Here is a 17,526-nt window from a genome sequence, read left to right on the forward strand (position 1 = left end):
TGCCGGCGCGCCGTTACGCCGATGGTTCCGTCAGCCGTGCGACCTGAAGAAAAGGGCGCCGGATAGCCCGGCGCCCCTCCTATTTTGCGAATTGCAACCGCGCCTCAGTGCGCCGTGGCCGACGGAGCGGGCGTTTGCGGCGGAGCCGCCGCCAGTTCGTCCGCTTCGGTCCACTCGATCGCAGTGAGCGGGTCGACCAGGGCCTTGGCCAGAACTTCGTCGACATGGCTGACCGGAATGATGTCCAGCCCCTGCTTCACGTTATCCGGGATCTCGGCAAGATCCTTGCGGTTCTCTTCCGGAATCAACACGGTGGTGATGCCGCCGCGCAGCGCCGCCAGCAGCTTCTCCTTAAGACCGCCGATCGGCAGTACGCGGCCCCGCAGCGTGACTTCACCGGTCATCGCAACGTCCTTGCGCACCGGCACGCCGGTAAGCGTCGAGACGATCGAGGTGACCATGCCGATACCCGCCGACGGACCATCCTTGGGTACCGCACCCTCGGGCAGGTGAATGTGGATGTCCTTCTTGTTGAAGATCGAAGGCTTGATGCCATAGGCGGGCGAACGCGCGCGCACGAAACTGAACGCGGTCTGGATCGACTCGTTCATCACTTCGCCCAGCTTGCCGGTCGCCTTGATGGCGCCCTTACCGGGCACGGTGACGCTTTCGATCGTCAGCAGTTCACCGCCGACCTCGGTCCAGGCGAGACCGGTGACCGCGCCGACCTGATGCTCTTCCTCGCCCACGCCATGGCGGAACTTGCGTACACCGGCGAAGTCGGCCAGGTTTTCGGGCGTGATGACCACTTCCTTGGCCTTGCCTTCAAGGATCTGGCGCAGGGACTTGCGCGCCAGCCGGGCAATCTCGCGCTCCAGCGTACGCACGCCCGCTTCGCGGGTGTAATAGCGGATGAGGTCGCGCAGGCCGTCCTGCGTCAGCGTGAACTCACCCTTCTTCAGGCCATGCGCCTCGATCTGCTTGCGGATCAGGTGCCGCTCGGCGATCTCAACCTTCTCGTCTTCGGTATAACCTTCGAGACGGATGATCTCCATGCGGTCCAGCAGCGGCTGAGGCAGATTCAGGCTGTTCGCGGTGCAGACGAACATCACGTCCGACAGGTCGATGTCGAGTTCCAGATAGTGGTCCTGGAACTTGGCGTTCTGTTCGGGATCCAGCACTTCGAGCAGTGCCGAGGCCGGATCGCCACGGAAATCCTGGCCCAGCTTGTCGATCTCGTCCAGCAGGAAGAGCGGGTTGGACTTGCCCGACTTGCGCAGGTTGGTGACGATCTTGCCCGGCAGCGAGCCGATGTAGGTGCGGCGGTGACCGCGGATCTCAGCCTCGTCTCGCACACCGCCCAGCGACTGGCGGATGAACTCGCGCCCCGTCGCCTTCGCGATCGACTTGCCGAGCGACGTCTTGCCGACGCCCGGAGGCCCCACGAGGCACAGGATCGGCCCCTTGAGCTTGTTGGTGCGTGCCTGCACGGCCAGATACTCGACAATGCGGTCCTTGACCTTGTCGAGCGCGTAATGGTCGGAATCGAGCACCGTCTGCGCTTCGGAAATGTCGCGCTTCAACTTGCTCTTCTTGCCCCAGGGCAGGCCCAGCAGCACATCGAGGTAGTTGCGGATGACGGTCGCTTCCGCGCTCATCGGCTGCATCGACTTGAGCTTCTTCAGTTCGGCGGTCGCCTTCTCGCGCGCTTCCTTGGAGAGCTTGGTCTTTTCGATCTTGTCCTGGAGTTCAGCCAGTTCGTTGGCTTCCTCGCCGTCACCGCCGCCCAGCTCCGACTGGATCGCCTTGAGCTGTTCATTCAGGTAATATTCGCGCTGGGTCTTTTCCATCTGGCGCTTCACGCGGCCACGGATCTTGCGCTCGACCTGCAGAACGCCGAGCTCGCCCTCCATGAAGGAATAGACCATTTCAAGCCGCTTGAGCGGATCGGGTTCGGACAGCACGGCCTGTTTGTCGGCCACCTTGGCCGAAAGCTGTGCGGCCACGGTATCGGCGAGGCGCGCCGCATCATCGATGTCACCCAGTTGTTCACCGGCATCCTGCGACAGCTTCTTGTTGAGCTTGGCGTATTCGCCGAACTGCTCGACCACCGTGCGCATCATCGCGGCCACTTCGGTGCCTTCGGCCTCACTCGATTCAATGCGCTCAACCTGCGCCACGAGCATCTCGCCCTCGGCCCCGGTTTCCGTCTGCAGCATTTCGAGGCGGGCACGGTCCTGGCCTTCCACCAGCACACGCACGGTTCCATCGGGCAGCTTGAGCAATTGCAGGACACTGGCAATCACGCCGGTATCATAGAGATCGTCACGCTCGGGATCGTCGCAGCCGGGATCAAGCTGGGCGAGCAGGAAAATATCCTTCTCACCGGCCATGGCCGCTTCGAGCGCGGCCACCGATTTCTCGCGTCCCACGAAAAGTGGCACAACCATGCCGGGGAACACGACGATATCGCGCAAAGGCAGCAACGGAAGCAGGTTCAAGAGCTTTTCCAATTCCATACTTGCCAGGCGCCTAACGGAAATCCCGGCCATTGCCCGTAGATATGGTGTCATCCAGCGCGGACGCAATGCACTAACCGCGAAAGGCTGTGGAAGCGATTGTCATAACGCTCCCGCCTTGTCCTTACAAACCGCCTTCTCTCCACTCTGGAGGCAATTCCGGACGACCCCACCTCTTTTGGTCCTTACCTTATAGAGGAACAACGGGATATCAGGAGGAAGCATGCCGGCTGCCGGCCCACCGCCAGGCGCGAAAGAGGAGTTGCATTCCGCCAGGCAGGCCAGTTCCGCTACGGGCGCGTTGTCCCCCGCGGCGACCGGCTCGTCTTGGCGGATCGCCGCACCGGAAAGATGTGAGGCCCTGGCCAGGCTGGCCCGGTTCTACGTTACCGGCGGGATCAATACGGCCTTCGGCTATGGCCTATATGCAATGATGATCGCGCTGGGGCTGCATCCACAAGCTGCACAATTGCTCAGCCGCGTAGCCGGCATCATGTTCAACTTCTTCACATACCGAAGCCTGGTCTTCAGCAATTCGGGCTTCCCCCTGAACCGGTTTCTCCTTGCCTATGGCCTCAACTATCTGGCCAGTGTCGCATTTCTAGAGATCGCACTGACATTACAGCACGATCCGTACATTGCCGGTGTGGCGACGACCGTGTTTTCCACGCTGCTGCAGTTCTTTGTCCTCAGCCGCTTCGTGGCCGTTCCATCAAGGAAGTCCGGCGTAGGGAGCAAAAACCCAGCCTAGTCAGGCCAGCGCCCCGGCCAAACCGGATCGGCAGAAACACGCTTTCCTCCAAAGGACTTTCAGAGTTTTAACCCGCAACAATCCGGCACGGCACCCGAGAAAACGACAAAGCCGCCCGAAAGGCCGTCGCGGAACCTCCGCAACACGCCCCTCGAGCGGCTCGCGTTCGTCTTTACGACAATGCGCTGCCTTGGCGGCGGCCCGTCGTCAGAACGGCATCTTGAAGCCCGGCGGCAAACCCATGCCCTGCTGGGCCTTGGCAAGTTCCTCTCCTGCCACCGAGTCCGCTTTCACGCGCGCGTCGTTGTAGGCAGCGGCCACGAGATCTTCGAGGATCTGCTTTTCGCCAGGCTGCAGCAGGCTGTCGTCGATGGCCACGCCGATCACACGGCCCTTGGCCGAGCAGCGGATCTTGACCAGACCGCCCCCCGAAAGCCCTTCGACTTCCAGCGTGTCCAACTTGGCCTGCGTGTCGTTCATCTGCTTCTGGATGGTCTCTGCGGCCTGCTGCGCCGCCTGGATCATCTCTTCCATGGACTTCATCTCAACGTCTCCAATTTCGCCCGCCACCGCCAACGGCGAGCGGACGGTCATCCTCGATCACTTGGGCCTCTGGAAAGGCCGCCTTGGTCGCCAGCACAAGCGGGTGCTGGCTGACGGCATCGCTGGCCGCCGTCTTTTCCGCCTCGGCCAGTTCGACGAGCGTCGGCGCCCCCCCTTCATCGACCTTGAACACCTCCCAGCGCTCGCCCGTCGCCTTGCCCAGAGCGTTGCGCAGGATCGCGGTGATGTCCTCGCTGAACCCCGGCGGCTGCGCATAACGAAGCAGGCTCGTTCCGAGTTCGACGACGCGGACCTGCATGCGCATGGTGTTGGCGGTGGAAAGTTCGCCGGCGTGCTCGACATCGTCGACCAGTTCTTCCCAGCGCCGCGCCGTCACGACTGGCCTCGCCACGGCAACAGGTGCCGGACCGACGGCGCCGGAACTGTCGCCAGCCGGAACAGCAACCGGTGCACGGGCCGCCAACTCCTCCAGCTTTTTCACCAATGAGCCGGGATCGGGCATGTCCGCCGCATGCATGATCCGCAGGAGCGCCATCTGCGTGGCCACCAACGGGTCGGGCGCGGACTTCACTTCGTCATGGCCCTTGAGAAGAAGCTGCCAGAGACGATGAACCTGCCCGGCCTTGAGCGCCCTCGCCCAGCCCTCGATCGCCTCCCGCTCCTCCGCCGAATGGGCATCGTGCGCGCCCCCGGCAACCTGGGCGACAGCGATACGGTGGGTCAGTGCCATCAAGCCGCGCAGGATCGAGATAGGTTCGACACCGAGCGCGAATTGATGGGCAACCAGTTCGAGCAGATCGCCGCCCTTGCCGTCTAGGATCGCGGTGATCAGGCGGCGCTGCGCGCTCTTGTCGGAAAGACCCAACATGTCGCGCACCTTTTCGGCACGGACCTGACCTTCGCCGTCAAGGTCGGCATGGGCAATTGCCTGGTCGAGAATCGACAGGCCGTCGCGCACCGACCCTTCGGCCGCGGCAGCAACCATCGCCAGCGCCTCGGCTTCCGCCTCGACACCCTCGAGTCCGCAGACCTTGGCAAAGTGTTCGGCCAGCATCGGCGCCGGGATCCGGCGCAAGTCGAACCGCTGGCAGCGCGACAGCACCGTCACCGGCAGCTTATCGACCTCGGTCGTCGCGAAAAGGAACTTCACATGCGCCGGAGGCTCCTCAAGTGTCTTCAGCAAGGCATTGAATGCATTGCGCGACAGCATGTGAACTTCGTCGATGATGTAGATCTTGTAGCGCGCCGAAACGGCGGCATAGCGCACCGCCTCGATGATCTCGCGCACGTCGTCGACACCGGTATGCGAGGCGGCGTCCATCTCGATCACGTCGATATGACGGCCCTCGGCAATCGCCTGACAGGGCTCGCAAACGCCGCAAGGATCGATGGTCGGGCCGCCCTGCCCGTCCGGGCCGATGCAGTTGAGGGCCTTGGCAATGAGGCGCGCGGTCGAGGTCTTGCCGACACCGCGCACGCCGGTCATCAGGAAAGCATGCGCCAGCCGATCGCGCTTGATGGCGTTGGCCAGCGTCTGGACCATCGCTTCCTGTCCGATCAGTTCGCCGAAGCTCTGCGGACGATACTTGCGCGCCAGTACGCGATAGGGCTGAACTGCAGCGCTCGCCGGGGCGGCAGCCTTGACGGCGACAGGCGCCGCTGAGGGTGCGGGAACGGGAGCCGCTGCGACCGGCACTATGGCGGAAACAGGCACCGGCTCGGGCGCGACTTCGGCCTCAACCACAGACTCCAGCTCTACCGCAACGGGCTCGGGCTTTGATCCGGCCTCCGGCTGAGCCGCGGGTTCCGGCTTTGGCTCCGCTTCCGGCTCGCCGAACAGCGAGACCTGACCGGCCGCTTCCAGTTCCGCCGAAGTCGCTGCGGCCTCTTCCTCGCCCCCGTCGTTCCAGGGTGGGCTGTCGCCGAACATGTCAGGTGAATCGTCCATCGCCTGCCAAACTAGGCGCTGGGGGCCGAATTGTCAGGAGGAAAGCGATTTGCTCCACAGCCGCGCACAAAAAATGCCGCACTGAGGCGGCATTTCTAACCCCCAGTGGGGTAACATCTGTGGGGGTAATCTCTCAAACTTGAGAGAAGGAGCCGGGCGACCCGCCGCAATCCGTTGTGGCTGCTTCCTTCCGGACCTGACCAAGTTGGCGAACGCAAACGTCCACCCGACTCCCGGGCGGCCATATGACGGGGCGATGCCGGTTTGTCCAGCCCCGAAGCGGAGGAAATTCGTACAGCAAATCGCCGTTCCCGAAACGGCATCGGCCCGCGCCTCCCTACAGGAGATGCGGGCCGATTGCTGAACTAAACCGCGCGTCCAGCGCGAAGGATCAACGGAAGTTGTCGGCGTAAGCCTGGATCTTCAGACGGCGCGGCGGAGTGGCGTGAACTTCCGCTTCGATGCCGTAACGATCGGCATAGGCCTTGGCCTCCTCCACCGTCGGGAACTTCAGGGTAACCTGCTGCTGGGTATCTCCCGAGCCGGCCCAGCCCATCAACGGGTCGGGCTTCTTCGCCTCCGCCGGGACGAATTCGAGGATCCACTGATCCAGCAGTGCCTTGCCGGACTGCATGGCGTTCTTCGGGCGCTGATAGATGCGTGCACTCATGATGAAGCGCTTTGGCGCCGAATCGGGGAGAGAATCAAGCGCAAATCATTTGCCTTTGGATGCTTCGAACGCATTTCTTGTCTTGAGGCTGGGATCTTCGGTCCACGGCTCGTCCGGCCAGCGGTGCCTGGGGTAGCGCCCCTTCATGTCGCGCTGCACGTCGCGCCAGGATCCGCGCCAGAATCCAGGGAGATCGCGCGTGGTCTGGATCGGCCGTCCGGCCGGCGAGGTCAGCTTGAGCAGGAGCGGCTGCGGCGGTTGCCCGAACGTTGGATGGCGGTCGAGCCCGAACAGCGCCTGCACCCGCACTTCGACGCTGGGGCCTCCGTCATCCTCGTAATCGATGACATGGCTGGTGCCTGCGGGACTGCGAAATTCGGGCGGCGCCAGCTTTTCCAGCTTCTGCTGGTCGTCCCATGTCATGCGATTGCGCAGAGCCTCGGCAAGCGCGCCCTTGTCCACCGCATCCAGCCGCCGGCCGAGCAGCGGCCCCAGCCAGTCGTCGAGGTCTGCCTGCAAGGCTGTATCGGACAGCGCCTCGATCCCGGCATAACGGGCGCGCCGCAGCAGGGCGAGTGCGCCCTTGCCGAAAGGCACCAGATCGAGCCCTTTCTCGCGCACCCGTTCAAGCAGGAATGCCGAAATCGCCGCCGGGTCCGGCGAAGGATCAGGGCCGCTCGCCAGGGTGATCGCGCCGATCCGCCGCTCCAGCCGTGCCTCGACACGCCCTTCCGATTCGTTCCAGCGCAGGAGCGAACGGCGTTCGATCCGCTCCTCCAGCCATTGTTCCACTTCGGCAGGTTCCAGCGTCGCGCCAGAGAGGATACGGGCGCCACGCGCCTGCCCCTGGGCATCCCCGATCACCATCCACTCGCGCGCCGCCAAGGCGGAAGCCGGATCAAGCACATACCCCCTGCCCCCGGCCGAGAGCCAGTTCTCGCCGCTGGAATCACGGCGCCGGGCCAGCATGTCCGGACGCCCAAGCGCCAGCAGAACGCCGGCGGGAACATCTTCGTCGCCGTGCCCGTCCGTTCCGACCAGTACCCGCGCCCGCTTGGCCCAGCCTGCGGCGAGCTTGCGCGAGGCATCGGCGCGCGGCGCACGATCGCCGTTCCAGCGCGCGAGGCGCTGCGACAGGTCTTCGCTGCGGCCACCGAGGCCGCGTTCCTGCAAGAGCAGCGCCAGCCTGGCAGCCGAGCCCCCCGCGCCGATTTCGGTGCCATGAAGGATCATCGCCGCCTGCGCCGGGTCCATCGGCAAACTGGCTACCTTGCGCCCGAAGCCGGTGATCCGCCCCTCTGCATCCAGCGCCCCCAGTCCCTCAAGCTGGCGCCGTGCCGCATCGAGCGCGGGCACCGGCGGCGCATCGAGCCAGGCCATCGCGGCGGGATCGCCCGCCCCCCATTGGGCCAGCGTCAGCGTCAGCGGGGCAAGATCGCTGGTCAGCATTTCCGGCGGATCGAATTCCGGCCGTCCCGGGTGGGCGGCCTCTTCCCACAAGCGATAGGCCACACCCGGCCCCTGTCTTGCCGCACGCCCCGCCCGCTGCGCCGCGGAGGCGCGGCTGGCCCGGTGGGTGACGAGCCGGGTGACGCCCGCAGCCTTGTCGAACTCCGCTCTTCGCGAAAGCCCTGCGTCGACCACCACCGATACACCGTCGAGCGTCAGCGAGGTTTCGGCAATCGCCGTCGCCAGCACAATGCGACGACGGCCCTCGCCGTCGCGGCGAATCGCTGCGCGCTGGGCCGCCGGTTCGCATTGTCCGTGCAACGGCAGGACAAGGGCCTTAGGCAGCTTCTCCGCCAGCCGTTCCGTCACGCGATCGATCTCGCGTACGCCGGGCAGGAACGCGAGCACATCCCCCACCTGCTCGCGCCAGGCCGTGAGGATGGCAGAGGCCATGGCGTCCTCGATGCGCGCGTCAGGGGCACTGCCGAGCCAGCGAATGGCGAGAGGCCAGGCCTTGCCCTCGCTCTCGATCACCGGCGTGTCCGCGCCCAGCAGACGCGCGAAACGCGCGCCGTCGATGGTGGCAGACATGACGACGATGCGCAGGTCCTCGCGCAAGACTTCCCCAGCCTCGATCGCCAGCGCCAGCCCCAGATCGCTGTCGAGGTGCCGTTCGTGCGCCTCGTCGAACAGGACTGCCGAAACTCCCGATAGCTCCGGATCGGCGAGAATCGTCGCAACAAAGATCGCCTCGGTCATCACCACGACCCGGGTTCGGGCCGACCGCTTGACGTCGAGACGGGTCACGTAACCGATCGTCTCGCCAGCCTGTTCGCCCAGCCCGGCGGCCATGCGCTCGGCCGCAGCGCGCGCGGCGACGCGCCGGGGCGAAAGCAGGATGACCGTGCCGGTGCACCAGGGTTCGCCCAGCAATGCGGGCGCCAGGGCGGTTGTCTTGCCGGCGCCCGGCGGTGCGATCAGCACGGCACGCGGCTCTGCCCGCAGCGCGGCAAGAAGATCGGGCAGGACGGCATGGATCGGAAGCTGGCTCACGCGGGGCTCCTTAGAGACGCTTTGGAAATTCGCCTAAGATGAATTTCGCCGCGATCCGCAAGTTCACTCCAGAACGGATGCAGTTCGCGGCGCCATCCATTCTTCTTCAAGAATTGCAGGCTATGTCAGGTTCCGGAGTTCAGGACCTTGCACGAAACCGCTCACCCTCTCAGCAAGACCTATCGCGCCGGGCAGTTTCCATTGCCGGTAGCCCAGTTCCTGCGCCTGAGGGAAAGGATTCCCCCGCTTTACGGACTACTCTCGGTCAACGCCGCCATCCTGGGCTACACGCATTGGACGATCGCGCCGGTCTCGCTGACGCTGATTTTTCCTTCAGTGCTGATCGCAGCCTGCCTGATGCGCATGTTCGCCTGGCTGCGGGTTCCCAATGCTGCCGATTTCGACCCGGAGCTAGCCCTGCGCCGCATGCAGCGCACCACCGTTATCGCCGTGTTCATGGCGCTCGCTTTCGTGGCTTGGGCGCTTTGGCTGGACCAGTATGGCGGTCCCTACGAACACGGCCATGTCGCCATCTTCGTGGCCGTCACGGTGCTGGGCTGCACCTTCTGCCTGACCTTCCTGCCCACTGCGGCGACCCTCGTCTGCGTGACCGTGCTCAGCACTTTCCTGTGCTACAGCATGATAAAAGGGCCCTTCGTGCAAGTCGCGATCGCAATCAACATCGCGCTGGTCGCGATCGTGATCCTCAAGATCCTGCGCGATACCTACGATTCGTTCATCGCACTGGAGAACACGCAGCACGCCCTCGCCAACGAACGCCGTCAGGCCCAGGCGCTGAGCGAGGAAAACGCCCGGCTGGCCGAAACTGATGCGCTCACCGGACTGCCGAACCGGCGCTACTTCTTCGCCCGCCTTGAAGCCCTGCTGGCGAACGCCGGGAGCGAGGACGTGTTCTGCGTCGGCCTGATCGACCTCGATCGTTTCAAGCCGGTCAACGACACCTACGGGCACGCCCAAGGAGACCGCCTGCTCCACGTACTGGGCGAAAGGATCCTGGCCGCCATTCCTGACGATGCGGTGATGGCGCGCCTCGGCGGCGACGAATTCGGCATCATCGTGCAGGGCCCGCTGGAAGAAGCCGAAGCCGTCACCCAGGCGCTTTGCGCCGAGATCCGCCGCCCGGCCCGCATTGCAGACATCGTGGTCTCGGTCGGCTGTTCAGCAGGCCTTGCCGATTATCCCGCCAGCGGCCGCAACGCGCACGACCTGTTCGACCGGGCCGATTTTGCGCTCTATCACGCCAAGAACGAAAAGCGCGGCCAATGCGTTCGTTTCTCTAGCAAGCTGGAACAGATGATCCGCACCGAGCAGGCGCTCGATGCCGCCCTCCAGACTGCCGATCTCACCCGCGAACTTTCGGTCGTCTTCCAGCCGATCGTGGCCACCGAAACGCGTACGCCGATCGGCGTCGAGTGTCTCGCCCGCTGGCATTCCGCATCTCTGGGTTCGGTCAATCCAGAATTGCTGATCGCTACCGCCGAGCGATTGGGCCGGGCCCGGGAAGTGACACTGGCCCTGTTCGGCAGGGCGCTCGACGCGCTGGCCCAGCTACCCCAGCCGATGACGGTCTGCTTCAACCTTTCAGGCCAGGACATTTCCGACGCGGAGACGATCGCCGCCTTGATCGCGCTGATCGAACGATCCGGCATTTCCGCCAGCCGGCTGGTTTTCGAGATCACCGAAACATCGCTCATCTCGAAATTCGACAGTGCCAGCGAGGCGCTCGAAGGCCTGCGCGAGATCGGCGCCCGGATTGCGCTCGACGATTTCGGCACCGGCTACTCCAGCCTTTCCGCATTGCACCAGTTGCCCCTCGACATGGTGAAAATCGACCGCAGCTTTGCGCCGCGTCTCGACGAGACGCGCGGCCGCCGGCTGATCGCGGCCATCCGCAATCTCGCTCGCTCGCTTTCGCTTGATTGCGTGATCGAGGGCATTGAGACCGAGGACCAGTTGCTCAGCGCACGCATTGCCGGTTTCACGCTCGCACAGGGCTACTACATGGCCATGCCGATGCCGCTGCCGGAACTGTTGGAGCGCTATGCCGGCATCCCGAACAGTTCCTTCAACGCCGCCTGAGCGGCGCGGAAAACCGAATCAGATCGAGGCGCCCCGCACCCCGTAAGAGATATGGATGCGCACCCAGGTACCGATCTGTGGTTTGCCGTTGACGCGGGGCGGCTGCACCTGGAACTGCCAGGCCGCATTGAGCACGGCGCGGCCGAAGCCCGATCCCCGAGGAGATTCACCGAGAATCTGGCAATTGTCGACTTTGTAGTGCGGCTGGGTCTGACACGCGATCTCGCCCCAACCGCTATCCGGACGCCGCTCGGGAAGATAGCCACCCAATTGCGCATCCGTCGGTTCGCGGAACCAGGCAGCGTTATAGAGTACGACGCCACCCGGCCCTTCCCCCGGTCCATATGTGCCGCCCGAACCACCCGGCGCCTCATCCCCCGAGGCCGAGGACTGCCCCTTCATCTTGCCGATGTCGGCCGCCGCAAATTCGCTGCTCGACATTCGCAGGAACGTGAATGCCTGCTTCGGCGCAGCGGCAGGCTGCTCCACCGGCTTGTCGGGCGCAACCACCGGCACCGTCGTCTTGTGCTCGACATGCTTGGCCTGTTGCTGCTTGGGCTTTTCCGGCGCTTCGCCGCCCTGCTCCTTGTCGTGATCGACGACGTCGAAGGTCGTGAGCGAAGAGGTCTTCTTGACAAGATCGGGCACGAGGCCGGTCTGGGTGATGACAAGCAGCATCGCAGCCAGAATAATGGCCGCGGACAGCACGGAAGAGACGATGCGCTGGCGCGGCGACCCGGGCTGGTAACCCGTGGCAGCCAGCTCGGATTCGGGGTGCATGGCGGGCACTGGATAGACTCACGACCGGCGCGCCGCAATTGCAGCATTGTTGCCATTTCATTGCAGCGCACAACTGTGGCGCTTTTGGCGCAGCGTCAGCCCGGCAGACCGAGGAAACGGAACGGCGCATGGTCGGCGAACTGGCCTGAGGCCTCGCCCGAGAAGGTGTGATCCTGATTGGGGCCGAGATCGAGCATCTTCACCTTGCCGGTCTCCCGCGTAAAATCGATCTTCTTCAGATCGACCCAGAAGGTGTTGGGCGTCAGCGCCGACTCGAAGAAATAAAGTTGACGCTTGTGATCGAACACCGTGCGCCAACGGGTCGAGGAAATGTTCGGCTCGCCTGGCGTGGTGATGCCATATGGCACCGAGGCATTGCGAATGACGCTGAATACGGCGGCGAGCGCCTTGTCCGGATCCTCGGACTTCGGAATCGCGTTGATATAGAAAGCAGCGCGAGTGAAGCGATCCGACGCCCGATTGGTGCCTGGCAACATCACCGTACCGCCAATCTGCTTCCAGTAGGCATTGAGCGCCAGTTGCTGGTCGAAGGTCGGCGAATTCGTCATCACCTGAAAATCCCGCGAGTGGTGGATGACCTGCTTGCCATTGATGTACTCGATGATCGCGCTGTCGCCGCTCGCATCGGAGAGCGAAAGGTGCACGGTCGTCAGCCGATCCTCCCCCGGCACATTATCCGTTACGATGGTGAAAGGCTCCCCCCGCAGCGCGGCCACCGCTTCATCGACGGTGGCGAAATTGTCGAGCACATACTGCGCCCATGCGGCGATCGTGAGGCCGGGCTTTCCCTTGCCATCGAAGGGCGGGTACTTGGATTCGACCAGCCACAGCAGGTTCGCTTCCAGGCCCTTTTCGTTGACCCCGTCCGTCGTCGAGACGTCATAACCGCTGACAACCACGCTGCCGTATTTCGAGGTCCACTTGATCGAGTTCGGCCCCACTTCACCGCTGCGCGCCATCCCGCGTGGCAGGATCCACAAGTTGGACAGGATATCGCTCTTCCAGTCCATCGACCTTGCGGTGATCACGTTGCCGTTCGGGCCGAGATAGACCGCACGGGTGCAGGCCTCGGCTGCGCCCCCCACCGCAAGCAGCACGGACAGCGTCAAGACGGAGGCACGCAGACGAAAACCGTGCCTCGCGAAAGGCGTCTTGGCGAATTTCAGGGTCCGCATGTGAGCTCTCCTCGTGCCGGAACGGTCAAGCGCCATCCGCAAGCAGTCGCCGCCTCCGCAGGGAACCGCCAACTTGTTCGCGGAAAACAGATGCCAATCGCACCATGCCTGCAGCACCATTCGCGATACTTTCGCAATCCGAACAGTTTATTCAACCTAAATTATAATACAGATCAAACAAATCACTCAATCACCGGAGATCTCGGACCAGCGCGACACGATTATGATTCTTTTATCCAAGACAACGAGCAATCCCGGAATCGCCGCCTCAAGAGTTCCGGGCAAACAAAAAGCGCGCCGGTATCCGGCGCGCTCTCATTGTCTGCGACGATGCAACAGCCGGTTCAGTAGCGGCGCGCGATCGCGAACTCGACCGCTTCGCACATCGCATCACGCGCGGCGCCAGCCGGGAAGATCGACAGCGCATCAATCGCCCGCTGGCCGTAAAGGCGGGCCCGCTCGCGGGTTGCCTCGACGCAGCCGTGGCGATTGATCAGTTCGACGGCATGAGCAAGATCCTCGTCCTCGGTTCGGAAGCCGGCAATGGCATCCTCCCAGAACTTGCGCTCCTCGGCAGTGCCGCGCGCATAGGCCAGGATGACCGGCAAGGTCATCTTGCCCTCACGGAAATCGTCACCCTTGTCCTTGCCGGACTCCGACGCTTCCGAATCGTAATCGATCGCATCGTCGACAAGCTGGAAGGCGATGCCGAGATTGCGACCGAAGGTATCGAGCGCCTGCTCCTCCGCATCGCTCTTTTCAGCCACCGCAGCAGCGATGCGGGTCGCGGCCGAGAACAGCGCAGCCGTCTTCGAACCGATGATGCCGAGGTAATGTTCCTCGCTCGTCTCGATCTTGCGCTGGGCGGTCAGTTGGTCGACCTCGCCCTCGACAATGATCGAACTGGCGCGCGAAAGGATCTTGAGGACGCGGATGCTGCCATCCTCGACCATCAGTTCGAAGGCGCGGGTGAACAGGAAGTCACCGACCAGCACCGTGGCCGGATTGCCGAAAACGATGTTGGCTGCCGCCTTGCCGCGGCGCATGTCCGAACCGTCGACAACGTCGTCATGCAGCAGCGTGGCGGTATGAATGAACTCAAGCGCCGCCGCCAGCTTGTAATGCCGGGTCCCCTGATAGCCGCACAGCTCCGCCGCGGCCACCGTCAGCATCGGGCGCATGCGCTTGCCGCCGCCCGAGATCAGGTGCCCGGCCAGCGCCGGAATGAGGGGAATCTCGCTCTGCATGCGGTCAAGAATGACCGCATTGACACTGTTCATGCCGGACGCGGTAAGCGCCAGCATGGGAGCGAGGGAAGGTTGCGATCCGCGCGTGCGCAGGGGTATGACATCGGCACTCATCGTTCCGGCGCATTGCGCGTTCGCAGGCGTTTAGGCAAGAGCCAATGCCACCGGTCGGTCAAACTTCGGGATTGCTTAAGCATGCGGGCATCGCCGCCAAGACCGCAGGCGGGCTGGAACCGGCAGGCAAGCCGTGCTAGCGGACCGATCCGATGACCGAGACCATGCCCTCTTCCGATCCGGTTCTGGCCGCATTCCGCTCCAGCATCGACAATATCGACGCCGCGCTGATCCACATGCTGGCCGAGCGCTTTCGCATCACCCAGGCCGTGGGCACGTACAAGGCGGAAAAGAACCTGCCCGCCTCGGATCCGGGCCGGGAGGAACGCCAGATCGTGCGCCTGCGCAAGCTGGCCGAGGACGCACACCTCGATCCCGATTTCGGCGAAAAGTTCATCCGCTTCATCATTGACGAAGTGATCCGCCATCACGAGCGCGCCAAGGCAGGTTGAACCTGCCGTTATCCGGCAGCAAATAAGGAAGAAGGCGGCACGCCGCCTTCCCCCCTTTTCAGTCTTTTCAGCCCTCGACGAGGTCCTGCAGACGGGTCAGCAGGCCCTGGATGCGCGTGGCCGCTTCGGCAAAGGTTTCCAGGTCTTCCTTGTTGCCGTCCTCGCGCGCTTCCTTAGCGGCTTCGACGTAGCCTTCAAGATCGGCTTCGAGTGCATCGACGAGCATTTCGACTTCGTCGGGCGACAGGGTCAGGGAGATGGAATCGGTCATGGGGGTTTCCTTGGATAGGGTCGCGAATCTGGAGCGCCGGCCATGGGGACGAATGACGGGGTCCGCAAGGCGCGGCACACGGCTTCCCCCCGCTTTCAGCTCACCTTTGAACAGCGTGTAGCATGCCGGGCACTCGCGCAGAAGCCTCGGCAGCCGGCCGCCACTCCTTGGCAAGATATCGCCGGGTCAGCTGTTGGCGCGCGGCACCGCCAGCTTGACCAGCAGGCCGCCCAGGTCCTCGCTTTCGTCGAGCATCACGGTGCCGCCGTAGATTTCCACCACATCGCGCACGATCGCCAGGCCCAGGCCGGTGCCGGGCTTGCCGGTGTCGAGCCGGGCGCCGCGATCGAAGATTCGGATCCTCTCGGCTTCGGGAATGCCCATGCCGTCGTCCTCGATCCATATCTCGCAAAGGGACGAATCGCGCACGGCGTCGACCGTGACAAAAACACTGCCGCCGCCATATTTAGCCGCATTCTCGATCAGGTTGCCGAGGATTTCCTCAAGATCCTGCTTTTCCAGCGCCACTACCGCATCGTGATTCCCGTCAAGGTCGAAACGGGTCTGGTCATAGAGCCGCTCCACCGCCCGCAGCACCGCCTCGAGGCTCGGCCAGACGTCGGCGCGCGACTGCCCCACCGCACGCCGGCCCACCGCCCTCGCCCGCGCAAGGTGATGGTCGACCTGGCGGCGCATCACCGCCGCTTCGCGAATCACCGTGTCGGCCAGATCGGGCGCCTTGGCGGTAGCCGCGTTCATCACCACCGTCAGCGGCGTCTTGAGCGCATGGGCGAGATTGCCCGCATGGGTGCGCGCCTCTTCCGCCTGCCGCTCGTTATGGGCCAGCAGCGCGTTCAATTCCTCGACCAGCGGCTCCACCTCGCGCGGGAGCGGGCCGCTGACCCGCGCCGAACCGGTCGTCCGCAGCCGCTGGATCGCCCGGCGGATATGGCGAAGCGGGAACAGGCCGTACCAGGTCTGCATGCCCGCCATCAGCAGCAGCCCGAAACCCAGCGCGACGAAGCTGTAGAGCAGGATCGCGCGGTTCATCTTGATCTGTTCATTGTTCTCGGCACGGCTCGCCGCCACCGTGAACATCCACTTGGTATTGCTGCCCGGCAGGATGATGGAGCGCTCCATCACGCGCAGCGGTTCACCGGGGAACTGGTTCGAATCGTAGACGTGCAACTGCGCGTCGAAGTGATCGTCCGGCACCGCCAGGCTGCGATCCCACAACGAGCGGGAGGGGAAGTCCTCGTGCCCCTTGCCGCGAATCTGCCAGTAGAGGCCCGAGTTCGGTTCGAGGAAGCGCTGGTCGCCGAGCGGGCGGTTGAAAAACACCTCGCCGTCGGGGCCGATTTCGGCCGACCCGATCATGCCGGTGAGCATGTAGCCCAGCTGCTCGTCGAAATTGCGCGTGACGATGCCGCTCAGCGCATGGTCGAGCGCCAGTCCGCCAACCAGCAGGAGGATCGAGATCCAGCCTGCCGCGATCAGCATCATGCGCCGGGCCAGCGAACCGGTCGACCATTCGTGCGCAAAACCCGCTCCCCGCTTTTCGGGTGCGGGTTCTGCGGCGCCGCTGGTCGGCGCTTGCGTCATGGAAACCTCAGCCGCGGCCAGGCTCGGCCGGGTCGTCGAGACTGTAGCCAAGTCCGCGGATCGTGGTGATGACGTCGGCGCCCAGCTTCTTGCGGATGCGCGTGACAAAGACCTCGATCGTGTTCGAATCGCGGTCGAAATCCTGATCGTAGATATGCTCGATCAGTTCGGTGCGGCTGACCACCTTGCCCTTGTGGTGCATGAGGTAGGACAGCAGCTTGTATTCCTGCGCGGTCATCTTGACCGGCTCGCCAGCCAGCGTAACGCGGCCGGAGCGCGTATCGAGACGCACGTCGCCCGCGGTCAGCTCGCTGGAAGTATTACCCGAGGCGCGGCGGATCAGCGCGCGCAGACGGGCGATCAGTTCCTCGGTCTGGAACGGCTTGGCGAGATAGTCGTCGGCACCGGCATCGAGCCCGGCGACCTTGTCCGACCAGGAATCGCGGGCGGTAAGCACCAGCACCGGGAACGTCCGCCCCTCGCGGCGCCACATGCCCAGCACGGTCAGCCCATCGATTTCAGGCAGGCCCAGGTCAAGGATCACGGCATCGTATTCTTCGGTCGAGCCGAGAAAGTGCCCGTCCTCACCGTCGGTCGACAGGTCCACGGCATAGCCGTTCTGTTCGAGCGTGGTCTTCAGCTGGTTGCCGAGCGTGGGTTCATCCTCGACGATCAGGATGCGCAATTCGGTCTCTCCCTCGGGGGCGCCCAGGAACGGGCGGCGAAATCAGGGTTGGAAATGGGGCGAAAGCCCCGGTGCGTCAAGCAAGGCAGGATGACTGACCAACAGCTGCGCACAGAGGTGAAACG

14 protein-coding genes and 1 other RNA gene are annotated in these 17,526 nt (G+C 64.0%); 3 read left to right on the top strand and 12 right to left on the bottom strand.

Going from position 1 to position 17,526, the window contains the following annotated elements; translation table 11 throughout:
• Positions 1 to 104 precede the first annotated feature (104 nt).
• Positions 105 to 2,519, bottom strand: a complete 2,415-nt coding sequence (lon, locus tag DM450_RS10130) for an endopeptidase La (protein ID WP_142634510.1) — start codon at positions 2,517 to 2,519, stop codon at positions 105 to 107.
• Between the two features lie 223 nt (positions 2,520 to 2,742).
• Here lon and DM450_RS10135 point away from each other — a divergent pair, with 223 nt between their 5' ends.
• The gene (locus tag DM450_RS10135; protein ID WP_142634512.1) at positions 2,743 to 3,270 is read left to right on the top strand and encodes a GtrA family protein; all 528 of its coding nucleotides are present in this window, start codon (positions 2,743 to 2,745) and stop codon (positions 3,268 to 3,270) included.
• Between the two features lie 207 nt (positions 3,271 to 3,477).
• Here DM450_RS10135 and DM450_RS10140 read toward each other — a convergent pair whose 3' ends face one another.
• From DM450_RS10140 to hrpB, 5 genes are all read right to left on the bottom strand, one after another.
• Entirely contained in the window at positions 3,478 to 3,813 is a 336-nt protein-coding gene (locus DM450_RS10140; protein ID WP_142634514.1) for a YbaB/EbfC family nucleoid-associated protein, read from the bottom strand.
• Between the two features lies 1 nt (position 3,814).
• Positions 3,815 to 5,782 (bottom strand): DNA polymerase III subunit gamma/tau, encoded by a 1,968-nt coding sequence (locus tag DM450_RS10145; protein ID WP_142634516.1) that lies wholly within the window; start codon positions 5,780 to 5,782, stop codon positions 3,815 to 3,817.
• Positions 5,783 to 5,924: 142 nt separating this feature from the next.
• An RNA gene (ffs, locus tag DM450_RS10150) (signal recognition particle sRNA small type) lies at positions 5,925 to 6,019 on the bottom strand.
• Between the two features lie 154 nt (positions 6,020 to 6,173).
• Positions 6,174 to 6,452: an ETC complex I subunit gene (locus DM450_RS10155; RefSeq protein ID WP_142634518.1), complete on the bottom strand. Its 279-nt coding sequence runs from the start codon at positions 6,450 to 6,452 to the stop codon at positions 6,174 to 6,176.
• A gap of 45 nt (positions 6,453 to 6,497) precedes the next feature.
• Positions 6,498 to 8,954, bottom strand: coding sequence for an ATP-dependent helicase HrpB (gene hrpB / locus DM450_RS10160; RefSeq protein WP_142634520.1), 2,457 nt, complete (start codon positions 8,952 to 8,954; stop codon positions 6,498 to 6,500).
• A 147-nt stretch (positions 8,955 to 9,101) separates the two neighbouring features.
• On the opposite strand from hrpB, the gene DM450_RS10165 reads away from it, so the two are divergent.
• A complete protein-coding gene (locus DM450_RS10165) occupies positions 9,102 to 11,054 on the top strand; it encodes a putative bifunctional diguanylate cyclase/phosphodiesterase (protein WP_185928585.1) in 1,953 nt (650 codons plus the stop codon).
• A gap of 18 nt (positions 11,055 to 11,072) precedes the next feature.
• Here the strand turns inward: DM450_RS10165 and DM450_RS10170 are convergent, their stop codons facing one another.
• From DM450_RS10170 to DM450_RS10180, 3 genes are all read right to left on the bottom strand, one after another.
• Positions 11,073 to 11,834: a hypothetical protein gene (locus DM450_RS10170; protein WP_142634522.1), complete on the bottom strand. Its 762-nt coding sequence runs from the start codon at positions 11,832 to 11,834 to the stop codon at positions 11,073 to 11,075.
• A gap of 95 nt (positions 11,835 to 11,929) precedes the next feature.
• The gene (locus DM450_RS10175; protein WP_260609771.1) at positions 11,930 to 13,150 is read right to left on the bottom strand and encodes a linear amide C-N hydrolase; all 1,221 of its coding nucleotides are present in this window, start codon (positions 13,148 to 13,150) and stop codon (positions 11,930 to 11,932) included.
• A gap of 224 nt (positions 13,151 to 13,374) precedes the next feature.
• Positions 13,375 to 14,391, bottom strand: coding sequence for a polyprenyl synthetase family protein (locus DM450_RS10180; protein ID WP_142634524.1), 1,017 nt, complete (start codon positions 14,389 to 14,391; stop codon positions 13,375 to 13,377).
• Positions 14,392 to 14,543: 152 nt separating this feature from the next.
• Here DM450_RS10180 and DM450_RS10185 point away from each other — a divergent pair, with 152 nt between their 5' ends.
• Positions 14,544 to 14,843, top strand: coding sequence for a chorismate mutase (locus DM450_RS10185; protein WP_142634526.1), 300 nt, complete (start codon positions 14,544 to 14,546; stop codon positions 14,841 to 14,843).
• A 67-nt stretch (positions 14,844 to 14,910) separates the two neighbouring features.
• Here DM450_RS10185 and DM450_RS10190 read toward each other — a convergent pair whose 3' ends face one another.
• From DM450_RS10190 to DM450_RS10200, 3 genes are all read right to left on the bottom strand, one after another.
• The gene (locus DM450_RS10190) at positions 14,911 to 15,114 is read right to left on the bottom strand and encodes a hypothetical protein (RefSeq protein WP_142634528.1); all 204 of its coding nucleotides are present in this window, start codon (positions 15,112 to 15,114) and stop codon (positions 14,911 to 14,913) included.
• Positions 15,115 to 15,300: 186 nt separating this feature from the next.
• A complete protein-coding gene (locus tag DM450_RS10195; protein ID WP_242526391.1) occupies positions 15,301 to 16,617 on the bottom strand; it encodes a sensor histidine kinase in 1,317 nt (438 codons plus the stop codon).
• 106 nt (positions 16,618 to 16,723) lie between these two features.
• A complete protein-coding gene (locus DM450_RS10200) occupies positions 16,724 to 17,401 on the bottom strand; it encodes a response regulator transcription factor (protein WP_142634532.1) in 678 nt (225 codons plus the stop codon).
• Positions 17,402 to 17,526: the final 125 nt, after the last annotated feature.

Origin of the sequence: Sphingomonas sp. IC081 (assembly GCF_006874585.1) — a bacterium.
In the GTDB taxonomy this organism is placed as follows: Bacteria; Pseudomonadota; Alphaproteobacteria; order Sphingomonadales; family Sphingomonadaceae; genus Novosphingobium.

Coding starts and splice junctions, on each gene's coding strand:
- DM450_RS10175 (WP_260609771.1), bottom strand. CDS start 13,150: ATGGTGCTGCAGGCATGGTGCGATTGGCATCTGTTTTCCGCGAACAAG.
- lon (WP_142634510.1), bottom strand. CDS start 2,519: ATGGAATTGGAAAAGCTCTTGAACCTGCTTCCGTTGCTGCCTTTGCGC.
- DM450_RS10135 (WP_142634512.1), top strand. CDS start 2,743: ATGCCGGCTGCCGGCCCACCGCCAGGCGCGAAAGAGGAGTTGCATTCC.
- DM450_RS10170 (WP_142634522.1), bottom strand. CDS start 11,834: ATGCACCCCGAATCCGAGCTGGCTGCCACGGGTTACCAGCCCGGGTCG.
- DM450_RS10185 (WP_142634526.1), top strand. CDS start 14,544: ATGACCGAGACCATGCCCTCTTCCGATCCGGTTCTGGCCGCATTCCGC.
- DM450_RS10180 (WP_142634524.1), bottom strand. CDS start 14,391: ATGAGTGCCGATGTCATACCCCTGCGCACGCGCGGATCGCAACCTTCC.
- DM450_RS10155 (WP_142634518.1), bottom strand. CDS start 6,452: ATGAGTGCACGCATCTATCAGCGCCCGAAGAACGCCATGCAGTCCGGC.
- DM450_RS10195 (WP_242526391.1), bottom strand. CDS start 16,617: ATGATGCTGATCGCGGCAGGCTGGATCTCGATCCTCCTGCTGGTTGGC.
- DM450_RS10145 (WP_142634516.1), bottom strand. CDS start 5,782: ATGGACGATTCACCTGACATGTTCGGCGACAGCCCACCCTGGAACGAC.
- DM450_RS10140 (WP_142634514.1), bottom strand. CDS start 3,813: ATGAAGTCCATGGAAGAGATGATCCAGGCGGCGCAGCAGGCCGCAGAG.
- DM450_RS10190 (WP_142634528.1), bottom strand. CDS start 15,114: ATGACCGATTCCATCTCCCTGACCCTGTCGCCCGACGAAGTCGAAATG.